The sequence below is a fragment of the Asticcacaulis sp. AC460 genome (genome assembly GCF_000495795.1).
Classification (GTDB): Bacteria; Pseudomonadota; Alphaproteobacteria; order Caulobacterales; family Caulobacteraceae; genus Asticcacaulis.
The window spans coordinates 16,159-30,497 of record NZ_AWGD01000003.1; the positions used below are offsets into that span (position 1 = coordinate 16,159).

At 63.0% G+C, this 14,339-nt stretch carries 10 protein-coding genes; 4 read left to right on the forward strand and 6 right to left on the reverse strand.

Features of this window, described 5'->3' with window-relative positions:
- Positions 1–137: 137 nt before the first annotated feature.
- The 5 genes from ABAC460_RS26685 to ABAC460_RS26705 all read right to left on the reverse strand — a co-directional run bounded on the left by ABAC460_RS26685 (position 138) and on the right by ABAC460_RS26705 (position 7,052).
- On the reverse strand, positions 138–1,373 hold the full coding sequence (locus ABAC460_RS26685; protein ID WP_023451630.1) for an RNA polymerase sigma factor: 1,236 nt from the start codon (positions 1,371–1,373) through the stop codon (positions 138–140).
- Entirely contained in the window at positions 1,370–1,735 is a 366-nt protein-coding gene (locus ABAC460_RS26690) for a YciI family protein (RefSeq protein WP_023451631.1), read from the reverse strand. Before ABAC460_RS26690 ends, ABAC460_RS26685 begins: the two co-directional genes overlap by 4 nt.
- A 294-nt stretch (positions 1,736–2,029) precedes the next feature.
- Positions 2,030–3,430 (reverse strand): erythromycin esterase family protein, encoded by a 1,401-nt coding sequence (locus ABAC460_RS26695; RefSeq protein ID WP_023451632.1) that lies wholly within the window; start codon positions 3,428–3,430, stop codon positions 2,030–2,032.
- Between the two features lie 674 nt (positions 3,431–4,104).
- Positions 4,105–6,381 (reverse strand): outer membrane beta-barrel family protein, encoded by a 2,277-nt coding sequence (locus ABAC460_RS26700; RefSeq protein ID WP_023451633.1) that lies wholly within the window; start codon positions 6,379–6,381, stop codon positions 4,105–4,107.
- 290 nt (positions 6,382–6,671) lie between these two features.
- Positions 6,672–7,052 (reverse strand): c-type cytochrome, encoded by a 381-nt coding sequence (locus ABAC460_RS26705; protein ID WP_023451634.1) that lies wholly within the window; start codon positions 7,050–7,052, stop codon positions 6,672–6,674.
- 163 nt (positions 7,053–7,215) lie between these two features.
- Between ABAC460_RS26705 and ABAC460_RS26710 the strand changes: the two genes are divergently transcribed.
- The 4 genes from ABAC460_RS26710 to ABAC460_RS26725 are packed head-to-tail and all read left to right on the forward strand — an operon-like array spanning position 7,216 to position 11,333.
- Complete coding sequence (locus ABAC460_RS26710; protein WP_023451635.1) at positions 7,216–7,695, forward strand: (2Fe-2S)-binding protein; 480 nt, start codon at positions 7,216–7,218, stop codon at positions 7,693–7,695.
- 1 nt (position 7,696) lies between these two features.
- Positions 7,697–9,880 carry a xanthine dehydrogenase family protein molybdopterin-binding subunit gene (locus ABAC460_RS26715; RefSeq protein WP_023451636.1) on the forward strand — a complete coding sequence of 728 codons (2,184 nt, stop codon included), beginning with the start codon at positions 7,697–7,699 and terminating at the stop codon, positions 9,878–9,880.
- Positions 9,877–10,737, forward strand: a complete 861-nt coding sequence (locus tag ABAC460_RS26720; RefSeq protein ID WP_023451637.1) for an XdhC family protein — start codon at positions 9,877–9,879, stop codon at positions 10,735–10,737. Before ABAC460_RS26715 ends, ABAC460_RS26720 begins: the two co-directional genes overlap by 4 nt.
- Entirely contained in the window at positions 10,722–11,333 is a 612-nt protein-coding gene (locus ABAC460_RS26725) for a nucleotidyltransferase family protein (RefSeq protein WP_023451638.1), read from the forward strand. The genes ABAC460_RS26720 and ABAC460_RS26725 overlap by 16 nt, the downstream gene beginning before the upstream one ends.
- Before the next feature lie 48 nt (positions 11,334–11,381).
- Here ABAC460_RS26725 and ABAC460_RS26730 read toward each other — a convergent pair whose 3' ends face one another.
- Positions 11,382–14,093, reverse strand: coding sequence for an exo-rhamnogalacturonan lyase family protein (locus ABAC460_RS26730; protein WP_023451639.1), 2,712 nt, complete (start codon positions 14,091–14,093; stop codon positions 11,382–11,384).
- Positions 14,094–14,339 lie beyond the last annotated feature (246 nt).

Here is a 14,339-nt window from a genome sequence, read left to right on the forward strand (position 1 = left end):
GCGACAGCGTCTCGACGCCGGCTTTGCTTCGGCCCTGGCCGGCTGTATCAGGCCCTCGGCCAGGACGTTCAGCGTCTCGTGATGACAAAGCCACGTGAAACGACCTGCTTCAGCGATGACAGCGTCATGCATCCGCTCTATTCGACCAACTGATCCAACCGCATCTGCAAAAAGCGGCGTTCCGCTGGTTGCCGCGTAAGCCTCAGCGCCGACCGATAGCCGTCACCAGCCGCAGAGGTATTGCCGAGCTGCCGGTGGAGGTCGGCGTGTGCCGCATGTGCCAGCGGGTATTCGGCCAAACCGCCTGCCGCAAGTACCGCCTCGACGGCTGCCAGACCAACCTCAGGACCATCCCGCATACTTATGGCGACGGCGCGATTTAACGCCACGACCGGAGAGATTTCAAGGCGCTCCAGCGTCGTGTAAAGAGCAACAACTTGCGTCCAGTCCGTTTCCTGCAAAGACGGTGCACGCGCATGAAGCTCCGCAATCGCCGCCTGGACGAGGTATGGGCCGACGTGGTTTCGCGACAATGCCCGGGCAATCCATGACTGCGCCTCAGTGATTTGGTCGCGATCCCAAAGTGTGCGATCCTGATCTTCCAGACGTATGATGTCGCCTGTTCCGTCAAGCCGCGTGAAACGTCGTGAGTCATGCAGCAACTGCAGGGCCAGGAGCCCCATGGCCTCGACATCTCCCGTCAGATCGACAATCAAACGGGCCAGACGGATGGCCTCGGCGCACAGGTCCGCCCGCATCAGGTCCGGGCCGTGTGAGGTCGCGTAACCTTCGTTGAACACCAGATAAATGACCTGCAAAACACTGTTCAGCCGTTCCTGCAAATCGGCGGCACCCGGCACTTCATAGCCTATGGCCGCGTCACGGATACGCGCCTTGGCGCGGACAATACGCTGGGCGATCGTCGCCGCTGAGACAAGATAGGCACGGGCGATTTCCTCCGTGGTCAGTCCTCCGATTTCCCGCAAGGTCAGCGCAGCACGGGCATCCGGGGGCAGGAGCGGGTGGCAGCATATGAAGATCAATCGCAATTCATCGTCAGCTATCGCCTCGGCTGGAAAAGTATCTGGCATGGGTTCGGCCATCATTGCCAGGTATGGCATAATCTTTTCAAACCGTGCCTGCCGGCGCCAGCGATCCAATGTCCGGAATCGCCCGGTCGACACCAGCCATGCGGACGGATTGGCCGGTATCCCATCCCGCGGCCATTGCGCGGCGGCGGCGGTGAAGGCATCGTGCAACGCCTCCTCCGCCGCGTCGAAACTGCCGAGCAGTCGAATAAGTATGGCCCGGACACGCCGGGCCTCTTGACGGTAGATAACATCCAGTCTCTTGCCGACCTCGCCCTGTGTCACAGTTTCGGTCGTGGTTTGGTAAAGTCGATAGCCGGCCGCACTTCGATATGGCCCAGCCGGGCGTGGGGCATGTCACCGGCAATGCGCAGGGCCTCATTCAGGTCGCGCGCCTCGATGACGACCAATCCGCCCAGCATCTCCCGCGTTTCGATGAAAGGCCCGTCCGTGGTCGACATCTTGCCGTCGCGGGTTGTGACGGTGATGGCTTCGGATGGCATGTTTAAAGGAAAGTGCGAGATCAAATGACCGCTGGCTTTCAGTTCCGCGGTGTGGGGGCCGATATCGGCCATGACCGCATTGGACTCTGGGCTGCCATTGAAGGCCAACTTGGGATCGAAATAGACGAGACAGTGATATTGCATGCGCGTGCTCCTTTTTGACGCTGGACTCGCTCTAATCGTCTGGCACCGCGGCAATTCGACAGGGTACAGCAAAAAAAATCTCTCGACATCAGATTTGCTGACTTTCAAGACGCTGCGCTTCGAACCACTACCTTAGGGCGCATCCCAAAAAGTGTGACCACCGCGCGGGCGATCCCGTTTTTGGATTAAGATGCGCGCCAAAACAAAAGCTTAGAGCGACGATCCGAATCTACTGGATCGATACGCGCTCTCATGAAACAGATGTCATCAAAATAAATCCAGCCGGGCAACTCTCTAAGGCGCCACCGGCAATCGCCGCGATGGCGTCAGTTGGCGAAACCACACCATGACATCGAAGGCGGTATCGAGTTGCGGCGGGGCGTATTCCACCGGGATCGGTCCTTTTTGCCAATCGTTTGGATCGACACCCCATCCTGCCGAACCGTCCCAATAGGCGGTCTTGACCCAGGCATCCATGAGTGGCGAGGCGGGACGTTGAGTCATGTCGATCCACAGGGCGTCGCTGCTGGCCTGGCCGAAGACGTAACCCAGTTCCCCCGGACGGTTGTTCAGGGCCGTATAGACCTCCTCCTGCGCCAGTGACGACAGCTTGTTCATGTCACCGACAACAACCATGATATCACCGGTCGAATAGACAAAACCCAGCGTATGATAGCCGTCGCCAAGGGCCTGTTTCAGTTCGTGGCCGAGCGTGGTGCCTGATTGATCGATATAGGCCTGCGGCAGACCGGCGGCGATGTGACTGTTATGGGCCCACAGGGCGGCTTGTTCACCGGCCCCCAGACGCCCGAGAAGATTTTTTGCCATGAAAATGTCGCGGCGCTCGAAGTAGCCGGCCGGCCGGTCTCTCAAGCGCTCTGTCCCCTTGCCGTCCAGCTCGAAGATATGGATATTCTGCCACGCCACCTCCGCGGCATAGGCAGCCTCTGCATAGTCAGGGTCTTTGCCCCAGTCGGCCTCGTGGGCGGCAATTGTGTCGGCCAGCAACCGGGCATTGGCCTTCACGACGGCGATCTCGTCGGGCGTCATCGCGCCGATCCAGGTAAAGGATTTCGGCCATATGCCGTCCTTGCCGGCAATGAGCGAACCGAACGGCGCGCGCAGCTTTTTTGCCAGCGCCTTGTCATAACGTGCCACGAACTTCAGCGCGAAATCGGCATCGCGGCCGGCGTCCTGATCGTCGATGCCGAAGATGCGCACGGGCTTGGCCGCCACCTGGTTCCAGGCGCGCAACCACACCAGTAGGCCGGCGAACTCCTCATTGCGGAAAACTCGGAAAAAACTGGTCGAGCGCATCAGCGCCATCGGGTCACCCTGACCTTCGCGGATATAGAGGTCGAAGGTGCGCGCAACGTCGCGATTGGCCTCTATGGCCACGGCGTCGATGGCGCCCTGACGCACCAGTTCCTCTATCAGGCCAGCCTTGAAATGCTGGGATTCGTGGTCGCCGTGGGTCACTTCGCCTATGCCGATCACCCGGCCGCCGGCCAGACGTGCGGCCAGCGGCGCCAGTTCCGCCGGGCTCGCATCGGCGCCGCTCAGTGGATGGCCCTCGGCATTGATCCATGCGATGGCGGTGGCTTCTGCATCCGCCAGCGGCGACGCCGCGGTTTGTGTCCATGCCGGCGAAGCGGCAAACGTCAGTGCCAACGCCAAACCTCGCCAAAGCTTCATGTCGGCATTCCCCTCTGCGAAATGTCCTTAGCGCAGGGGCTTTATGAAATCACAACCCTGCTCCAAAATTTTGTAATCCGGCGCGCGTCTGCCCGCCGGTATAGGCTAAGGGATGCGCCGGATCGGGCGCTCCGCCTTCTATCGTTGCAGGTTCAAACAGTCAGCGCATGAAGCCTGTTGTCAAGTCTATAACTTGTAGAAGGGAGGGCGCAGCGATTTCGGTGACATGGCGTAACGGATTTATCCTGCCTTCGTATCGGTCGCGGCCGTTTTGACGGTTACCAATCGGGGAGGAAGGATCAAGAGCCAAATCTCCAAGGCCGGAGATCAAAAAAAAGCGGTCAGAGTCGATATCGGCAGACTGGAGATAAAGGGGTCAGATTCGACAATTGACTCCCCGGCCAGCGCGCGAGGTTCTTTCTAAAGCGCGATCCGATAAAGTGTACCGCACTTTTCGGATAAATTGCGCGTCAAAACAAACATCTAGAGCGGCGTTTTGAGTCTACCAAAACGCCGCTCTCGAGCATCAGCACAATAGATTGGTGTGAAAAAAGAAAGACGCCCCACCACCACTTCGCGTCACTTCGTTGCGCACATGGTCCTTGCGCTTGCCGAGATATATCTCGGCTGCGCTCACCCCAGGCAAGCGCGGGGAGGTATAAGATAAGGGGAGTTTAAAACCCGCCGCCGGGGCCCATGCCCCCCCCGCCAGGGCCGCCGCCGCCCCAATTGCCGCGATTGCCGCCGCCTTCGCGCCAGCGCTGGCCGTCCGGGTTCTGTTGTTGGTTGTTGTTGTTGCCGCCGCCCAGGATGTAGTTCAGGCCGATGTAAAACGTCGGCGCGCTCATGCTGCGGAAGGATTCGCTGTAGACCGTGTTGGTGTCCGTCACGCTGCGCACCTTGGCCGTGCGGAAGATGTCGTCCGCCGTCGCCACAAAGGCCAGCTTCGGATTGATCTGACGGCGATACGACAACTGACCGCGGCTGAACGGCGAGCGATAGCCCTGGCCTGTCAGCTGCTGGCCCGAGGTGAACATCGACAGCTGTACCCGGTCCTTGGTCGAGACCTGGTAGTCCAGGCTGACCCGGCCGCGGGTGGTGATGCCCGAATCCGTGCCGCCGTTCGGCGTCTCCAGCTCTTCGTAGCCGACATTGCCGTTGACGCTCACCGTCAGCTTTTGCCACAGCTTGCCGTTATAGTTGAACTCCAGGCCGCCCTGCTGGCCTTCGCCGAGGTTCTGTTTCGTCGTCAGCAGAACGCCCGGGCTGATGAAGGTCGAAACATCCGTGATCTGGTTCGTCGATTTGCGGTAGTAGGCGCGCACCGAATAGGAGGTCTGCTCCTTCTGGTACTCATAGCCGACTTCGTAGGAGTCGCTTTCGGACGGCACCAGATCCGGATTACCCGCCATGACGTTCTGCGGATCCATGTAGATGACGTAGGGGTTCAGGTCCTGGGGGTTCGGCCGGCGCAGGCGGTGCGAGTAGGAAAAGCGCAGTTTCGAATTGTCCGACAGGGTGTAGGTGGCGAAGGCGCTAGGGACCAGCTTGGTATAGGAGGTCGTGCCCGTGGTGCCGGTGGTGATCTGGCGCGTCTTCAGGTCGATGGTTTCCGAACGCAGGCCACTCATCACCGTCCACTTTTCGCCGATCGGGGTCTGGTAGGTGACATAGGCGGCGTTGACGATCTGTTTGTAGGCGAAGTCGTTATTCAGCAGGGCGTCAGCCGGGGCGTCGGGGTCGCCGCTTTGCGAGGTGTTGATGACGTGGTTGTCGTCATAGGTGGTCTGGGTACCCAGCGAGAGTTGGCCGCTGCCGACATTGCGTTGGTAGTCGACACTGAAATTGCCGTTGGCCGAGCGTTGGTCGGAGGTGCGGGCTTCCTCGAAATCCGTGCCGGTGACGTAGTCGGTGAAGGCCGTGCTGAGGTTCTTGCCGTTCGAGGTGCTGACGCGCAGATCGACCTTCAGGGTTTCGGCCGGGGAGTCGCCGGTGTGGTCCCAGCGCGCCGAGAAGGAGGTGTCTTCGCGGTCGTTCTCGCCCAGCGAGCTGCGGGTACGGTCGATGTTTTTCGGGGTCGAGCCGGAATTGTCGTAGCCGGTGTAGATGTCGATGCCATCGCTGTCGGCAGTGCGCTTGCCGTAGCCGAGCTGGGTGCTGACGGTATCCGTGTCGGTGATGTTGTAGTCGGCACCACCGGTCAGCGACAGGTTGTCGAAGCGGTTGGAGCCAACGCCCGACTGGTCGCGTTCGGAGACGACCGCGCCGGCCTGGTTGAAGCGTTGTTGCGTCGAGGAGCTGCGGCTGTCGCGGCCGTCGTGGCGGAAGCTGGCGCCGCCGGACAGGGTCAGTTTGCCGGAGTTGCGCGCGCCGGAGAAGGTGGCGTTGTAGCGGCCCTGGCTGCCCATATTGGCGATGATGGTGCCGGAATTGCCCGGCTTACGGTTGCGGCGCATGACGATGTTGATGATGCCGCCCGAGCCCTCGGCCGAGAACTGGGCGCCCGGGTTGTTCATGACCTCGACCGAGTCGATGTCGCCGCCCGCCATGGATTGCAAGGTGGCGGCGCGGTTGTCGCCCTTCATCATCGCCGAGGGCTTGCCGTCGACATAGACCTGGACGTTGGAATTGCCGCGCAGGGTGACATTGCCTTCCGGGTCGACATTGACCGACGGCACCTTGTTCAGCGCGTCCGCCGCCGTGCCGGTCTGGGCGTCGATGTCGTTCTTGACGTCGTAGCTTTGGCGGTCGATGCGGTTCTGCTGCTTCTTGCCGGTGATGGTGACCGGGTTGGTGCCTGGGGCCGCGTCCGCAGGGGCGGCTTCGGCCGGCGCAGTCTGAGCGGGCGCGGCGGGCGGTTCGGTCGTTTGCGCCAGGGCGGGCGCGACCAGGCTCAGGAACACGCCGCCGCACAGGGCTGTGGTCGACCGGATGGACTTACTGAATTTCATTACCGCTCTCATTTGGGCGCGTTGATTTGAATTGTCGTACCAATCAACGCGCGTGCACCGCAAAACCGTCTTCAGGCCATGCAAAAAAATGACGGCGTAATAAAGACGTCGCAGTGTCGAGGATGCAAAGATGCGGTAAAGTGTGGCGAATGGGACGCAGGAAGTGTTGCTGCAGGTTTCAAGGTAGCAGCGGGCCAAATCCCCCACCGTCTCATTTGCTGATCGCAAATGATCCACCTCCCCGTATAACGGGGAGGGATTAAGAATTAAGGGATTGCGCGTTTAGGAACTTACTTCAGGCTGTTGAGGTAGGCGACCAGTTTGGCGCGTTTGGCCTCGTCCTTCACCGAAATCGCCATCGCCGTGCCCGGCTTGGCCTTTTGCGGCGCCGCCAGGAAGGTCGAGATCGAGTCCTTGGTCCATTTCGTGCCCGCAGCAGCATCGGCCGTCAGCGGCTTGGAATATTTGAAGCCCGGCGCCGAGCCGATCTTGCGGCCAACCACGCCGAACAGGTTCGGGCCGATGCCGGCCTTGCCGCCCGCCGTCGCGGTGTGGCAGGCGCCGCACATCTGCTTGAACACCACCTGCCCGTCGGCAACGTCATCCGCCAGCACCGGCGAGGCCATAACGGCAACCAGGGCGGCAAGGGCAAGAGTTCGAGTACGCGACATGGGCTTCCTTCCGTGATTTATACGACTGATTGAAGAGTGGATGATGTCATGTGTCAAGGGCGCAAATGTGACCGTGGACGAAGCGATAAAGTTCGGCTAGTTTCACATGCGAAACCATCCGGGGGTTTCTGGCGCAGGACGAACGCCGAAGCAGGAGGGTGACTTGGCTTACAAACTGAACATCAATGGCAAGACGCGTGAGGTGGATGTCGATGGCGACATGCCGCTGTTGTGGGTATTGCGCGACGAACTGAACCTGGTCGGCACCAAGTTCGGCTGCGGTGTGGCGCAGTGTGGCGCCTGCACCATCCACCTGGACGGCGAGGCGACTCGGGCCTGCATCACGCCGGTGTCTTCGGTCGAGGGCGCGAAGATCACCACCATTGAAGGGATTTCGGCGTCGAAGATCGGCGCGAAGGTCCAGGCGGCGTGGCTGGAGGTCGACGTCATGCAGTGCGGCTACTGCCAGGCCGGCCAGATCATGTCGGCGACCGCTTTGCTGACGCAGATGCCCAAGCCGACCGATGCCCAGATCGACGAGGCTATGGAAGGCAATATCTGTCGTTGCGCCACCTATGCCCGCATCCGTCAGGCGATCAAACAGGCCGCCGGCATGGCGACCGCCGACACGCGGGAGGTCTGAGATGGATGATCGTTTTCAACCGTCGCGCCGCTTGTTCCTTCAGGCCGGCGCGGCCGCCGGCGGCGGGCTGATGCTGGGGATCGGGTTCGGAGCGCAGGCGCTGACCGTCATTCCCGATGCGCCCCTGGGTCTTTATGTCATTGTGCCGAGCAGCGGGCGGATCAGGCTGGTCTCCAAGAACCCCGAAATCGGCCAGGGCATCAAGACCATGATGCCGATGCTGATCGCCGAGGAGCTGGATGTCACCTGGGACCAGGTCGATATCGTCCAGGGCGAAGGGGCTGTGAAGTATGAGCCGCAGTTCGCCGGTGGCAGCATGGCGACCCCGATGAACTGGCTGCCCATGCGCCAGGCCGGCGCAGCGGCGCGGCTGATGCTGGTCACCGCCGCCGCCAACCGGTGGGGCGTGAAACCGGAGGACTGTACGGTCAAGGCCGGGGTGATCTCCAACAGCGGCCGCACCCTGAGCTACACCGAAGTCGCCACGGAGGCGTCCAGGCTGCCGGTGCCCGATCCGGCAACGCTGAAGCTGAAAGACGCCAAGGATTTCGCCATTATCGGCCGGACGCACAAGGGCTATGACAGCCCGCGGATCGTGCGGGGCGAGCCAATCTTCGGGATCGATGCCCGCGTGAATGGCATGGTTCACGCCGTCTTCGTCAGGCCGCCGGCCTTCGGGGCAAAGCTGGTTTCGGCCGATATCGAGGCTGCCCGGGCGATGAAAGGCGTTAAGGATGTCTTCGTGCTCAAGGCTGCCGATTACGGCGACGACTGGATGCATGGGCTGAAGGACGGGGTGGCTATCCTGGCCAGCAACACCTGGTATGCCCGGCAGGCACGTGAAGCGCTGAAGGTCGAGTGGGACCTGAGCGGCGCGGCGGGACATACGACCGAGCTCTATGCCACCCGCGCGGCCGAGCTTATGAACGGCGCGCCAGTCAAGGTCACCACCGACCAGGGCAAAGCCGACGAGGCTTTCGCGGCGGCAAAGACCAAGGTGACGGCGGACTACGCGGCGCCTTTCCTGCCGCACGTCAATATGGAACCGCAGAACTGCACCGTACATGTGCAAAAGGACAAGGTGGAAATCTGGGCGCCGACCCAGTTGCCGGGCGCCGGGCGGGATCTGGTCGCCAAGGCCTTGGGCGTCGCGCCGGAAAGCCTGGTCATCCATATGGAACGTTGCGGCGGCGGGTTCGGGCGGCGGCTGGAAAACGACTATATGGTCGAGGCGGCGGTTATCGCCAAAAAGGCCGGCGTACCGGTCAAGCTGACCTGGACGCGCGAGGACGATATCGCCAACGACTATTTCCGCTCCGGCGCCAATCTGCGGATGGAAGGCGGGCTGGATGAGACGGGGCGGATCACCGCTTTTCGCCAGCATGCCGTGACCTACAGCCGCGGGGGTGAGGTCGCCCAGGGCGCCAATGTCGATGCCCGCGGCTTTGCGGCGATCGTGGCGCCGAATGTGCGTATGGGCGAAAGCTATATCGAGACGCCGGTGACCACCGGCTATCTGCGGGCCCCGGCCAGCAACCTGCTGGCCTATGTCAGCGAGGCCTTCGTCGACGAACTGGCCCATGCGGCCGGTCAGGATCCGGTGGCGTTCCGGCTGGCGCAGATCGAAGCGCACCTGGCGGCGCACCCTGTTACCGAAGCCGGCAATCCGTGGAACTATAATCCCGAGCGGATGCGCGACGTGATCCGGATCGTCGCCGAACGGTCGGGCTGGGGACGCAAGATGCCGGAAGGTGTCGGGTTGGGCATCGGCTGTTATTTCAGCCACCAGGGCCATTTTGCCGAGGTCGCCCAGGTGAAGGTGGCGGACGGTTTCTTCCACGTCCAGAAGGTGTGGGTGGTCGGCGATATCGGTTCGACCATCATCAATCCGACCCACGCCATCAACCAGGTCGAAGGCTCGGTCATCGACGGCATCGGCGAGATGTCCGGCGAGATCACCTTTGTTGATGGCGCGGTGCAGCAGTCGAACTTCCACGACTTCCCGATGATCCGCATGCCTCAGGCGCCGCAGATCGATGTCCACTTCCACATCACCGGGTTTTCACCGACGGGGGTGGGTGAACCGGCCCTCCCGCCGGTCGTGCCGGCGGTGGCCAATGCCATCTTCGCGGCCTGCGGAAAGCGGGTGCGCAGCCTGCCGATCCGGCCGGGGAGCCTGGCTTGATCGTAGCGGCGCCCGACTATCGGGACTTCGTGCTGCAACATTGGCTGGACTGGCGGCGGGAGGGCGAGCGATGCGCCCTCCTGACGCTGGTGGTGGCCCATGGCGGCTCACCGCGCCCGGTCGGCAGCCAGATGGCCGTGTGCGAGGACGGCCGCCATGTCGGCTTGATCAGCGGCGGCTGTATCGAGAAGGCGCTGGTGCTGGACGCGATCGCGGCGATCGAACGGGGTGAGAACCATACGGAGCGCTATGGCGAAGGGTCGCGGTTTGTCGATCTGCGCCTGCCGTGCGGTTCGGGGATCGATATTGCTTTCGATGTTGGGTTGGAGATGGCCGCGGTTGAAGCGGTCGTATCGGCGCGAGCGGCGCGGCGCGAGGCGGTGCTGGAGACCGGTGGGTTTCGAAGGGTGTATATGCCGGCGCTGCGGTTGGTCGTGGTCGGACAGGGCCCGATCATGACCGCGGCGATGCAGTTCGCGATGGGGTTGGAGATGGAGGCTGTGGCGTTTTCGCCGGACCTGGATACTTTGGTGGTGCTGCAGGGGCTGGGGTTCGATGCCCGGCCTTTGGAGGCGTATGACGGTGTGGCGTTTGACCGGCATACCGCCGTGCTGACCCTGTTCCATGATCATGATCACGAGGCGCAGGTGCTGGCGCGAGCCGTGGCGTCGGAAGCGTTTTACGTAGGGGCCTTGGGCAGTCGCCGGGCGCAGGCCATGCGGCTGGAGCGACTGGCGGCGCTGGGTGATGCGGCTATGCGAATACGCGGGCCGGTGGGCTTGGATATCGGGGCCAGGACGCCGCCGGAGATCGCCTTGTCGGCCCTGGCGGAGATCGTGCAATGCTACCGGCAGTGATCGTATTGGCGGCCGGCTTGTCGCGGCGGTTCGGGGAGAGCGACAAGCTGATGGCGGAGGTCGCCGGCCGGCCGATGGTGGCGCATGTCTTCGACATGGTGCGGTCGGTTGAGGCGAGTCAGAGGGTGGTGGTGACCAAGGCCGGAAGTGGGGTTTTGGCGTTGGCCGAGGGGTTCGATGTCGTGGTCAATCCCGATCCGGAAGCCGGGATGGGTTTGTCGATTGCCTTGGGGGTTCAGGCGTTAGGGCCCGAAGTGGGGGCGGCGTTTGTTGTGTTGGGGGATATGCCGTTTGTAGAAGCTTCAGTGTTTGGGGCTTTGGCGGCTGTGGAGGCGGATATCGTGGTGCCGGTTTATGAGGGACGGCAAGGGCATCCGGTGTTGTTCCGGCGGGCGTGTTTTGAGGCGTTGGGACGGTTGAGTGGGCAGGCTGGGGGGAAGCGGTTGATTGAGAGTGGACGGTATCAGGCGGTGAGGGTTGAGGTCGAGGGGAACGGCGGGTTGATGGACCTGGATACACCGGCGGATATAGCTCGAGAGGGAGGGGAAACCGGAGTTTGTAACGCCCCCTCCGTCTCGACGCGCTTCGGCCCATAGGGGGCCTCGCTTGCTCGCCACCTCCCCCGCAAGCGGTGGAGGATGAGGTTATAGGTACGCCGCGCCTTCGGATTCGAGGGCTTGCGGAATCAGGGCCAGGTTGGCTGTCGCCGCCAGGCCCCATTGCGCCGCGCCGTTCGTCGAAATCGCCGGATCCTCGTCCAAGGGATGCAACACGTCCGAACCCGCTACCCGCGTCGTCGCGGGCTTCAGGTTGGTCCGCCAGCGCGGGTTGTCGCCCCCTAAGAACTCCTGCGCCGCGCGTTTGGCCAGGGCCTCGTCCTTCAGTTCGCGCGCCGCATAGGCCGTGAAGCGCGAATGGCCTTCGCGCAGACTGACCCCGCGCGGCTTCTGGCCCAAGAAGGCCGCAAGTTCCTCTTCCGGCGCGTTGTAATATTTGCAGTAGTCCAGCCACGCCTTCTTGTAGGCCGGAACATCAAGCAGCGGCAGCAGCTCCATATGCATCTCGTAGACCCCGAACACGCCGTTCAGGTGCGAGATGCTGACCTTGTCGCCGGCGCCCAGGAACTTGCCGGTTTTCAGGTCGAACGGTGCGCCACCGGCGAACCAGCCGTATTTCAGCTTGGCGATCGAGTTCATGCCGTTGACGATGCGGTCGCGCCATTTCGTGTCGCCGGTACGCTCCCATTCGGTATACCAGGCGGCGATGAATGAACCCCACGACGTGCCGAAGCTGCAGTCGACCGTGCCGGGCACCTTTTCGCGGATGTTCATCCCCGAGCCGCCGGCGGCGCCGACCTTGCGCTCGATATAGACGTTCTGCAGGCTGTCTTCGGAATTGACCAGGTCGCGCATCAGGTCGCTGACCCGTTCGTCCGCCGTCAGGTAGTAGTAGAAGCGGCGATAGGCGGCTTGCGAGACGCGCGGCTGTTTCGAGGAATCGCTGAAGAACTGGACGCCGTGGCGGGTGCCGAAGCCTTTCCAGGGCCCGAGATGGTAGACATCCGCCTCCCCTGTCTGGCGCGTCATCGCCTCGGCCAGGCGGAACAGGTCGGCGCGGCCGGTGCGCAGGTAGCCGTACCAGAACATCATGTCGGTCGAGAGCTCGGAATTGTCCCAGGCAAAGCCGCCGATGTCGTAGCGCCAGGCGTGGCGGTCGCCGTCATAGGTGTGCATGATGTCGCCATAGTTCCAGAAGCCGTACCAGCGGTGCTGCTCGATTTGGCTGAGATAGTAGTCGAGCTGGTAGGTGAAGCGGTTTTCGATAGCGGCCTTTACCGGGGTCGTGCTGTCGGGCAGGCTCCATTCGCCGAAGACGCCGGCCTGGTGCAGGCGGGCGGGCGTGGTGGTCAGGCGCGGCGGCGTGGCCGTGGCGGTCGCCATCTGGGCCAGGCGCGGGCGTTCCGGTGTGGCGGCGACGGCCCACAGCATCAGCTCCGATGTACGGGCTGCGCCATAGGCCCGGTCATAGCCGGGTTCGTAGTCTTCGTAGGTGATGTCGAGGCCCTTGTTCTGGGCCTCGTAGGTGTCCATGCCCCAGACCGGACGGTAGGTGCGCATGTCCATGGCCGGGCCGTCCGGCGACCACAGCCAGGCGGTGACGGTCGCCTGGTCGGACGCGGCATTGCGCACGTCCAGCCGGGTGGCGGCGCGCTGCCAGAAGTCCTTGAGGCCCAGAGCGACCCCGCCGGTGGCGCCGCCGGCATAAACCAGGCCCGAAGCGCGGCGGTCGCCGATGACGTCGATCCAGCCATGGCCGGGCACGGTGCGCTTTTTGATGGTGTAGCCGTCGGCCGTGGTCTGGGACAGGGTGAAGTCGCCCCAGGCCGGGATATTGACGATGTTGTCGCGGACATTGGGCGTCATGCCGGCGAGGTCGGGGATGGCGCGTCCGGCCACCTGGGCGTCCTTGTTGGCTTTGCCGGTGTCGCGGCGCAGGCCGGTCAGTGGCCGGACGGCTTCACCCCAGACACCGCCCTCCTGTCCCGTGAAGCGGACATGGCGGTTATAGAGTTCGTCGGCCATCGGCACGGCGGCGGTCAGTCCAATACCGCGGATGAAGTCCTTGGTCTCGTCGCCGTCCCAGATAAAGCTGTGGACGATGCGCAGGGATTCGGCACCGGCGTGGGCGTAGAGACGGATCGAAAACGGCAGCCATTGCCGCGTGCCGTCGCTGTGGTGGCCGTCGAGCTTGATCACCGCGCGGATGGGGCCGGATTGTTCGACGGTGGCCTTGGTGACGATGCCGCGATGGCGGGTCTGTTTCACCGCGTCGGCGTCGTCCAGGCCAGGCGTGTCCTGGGTCAGGACGGTCAGGGCGACCGGGCCCATGACGGAACGGCCGGCGATGGTGGCGCCGGAGATCAGGACTTCGCCCGAGGTCGGGATGGTCCATTGCCGGTCGCCGCAGTTGACGGTGATGACGGTCGCGGTTTGGGTGGTCTTGACCGGTGCGGTGGGTGCGGCGGGGGTGCCTGCAGTCAGGCCTTGGGTCTTGGTGGTGGCATTGCCGGCGGCGGTGGCGTGGGCCGACCATTTCAGCGAGCCGTCGGGCCAGTAGGCAATCGGCCACGACTGGACCGGGACGTCGCCCAGGGCGAATTGGGTGTTGGGTTTGACGACGCCGCGCGGCCATGGCAGGCCGAAGGTCATGCCTTCGCTGAAGCCCGGCGCTTCGCCGTCCAGCCAGACCACCGGCGTGTCGGGCGTGGTCTTGGGCGCTGCCATGGCCGGAAGTGCGGTGGCCAGGCCGAGCGCGGCCGTGGCGGTCAGGAGCTGGCGCCGGGAGAGTTCAGACATGTTTCCTCGCTTATGAGCTTGGCGCTGTCCCCGGCGCGGCGCGTTTCGAGAAATGAACACTTTCGAGCAATATTTGTCAATCTCAATCAGATGGGATGGAGTTTATTAGCCGAGCACACCGCTTTTGAAAGAAAGTCGCCCCACCACCCCCTTTCGCCTTCGCTTTGCTACGGCTTCAGGCGGTCCCCCTCCCCGCTCGCGGGGAGGTATCAGAAAAGGGCGAAAAAAACGCCGGCCCCATGAGGA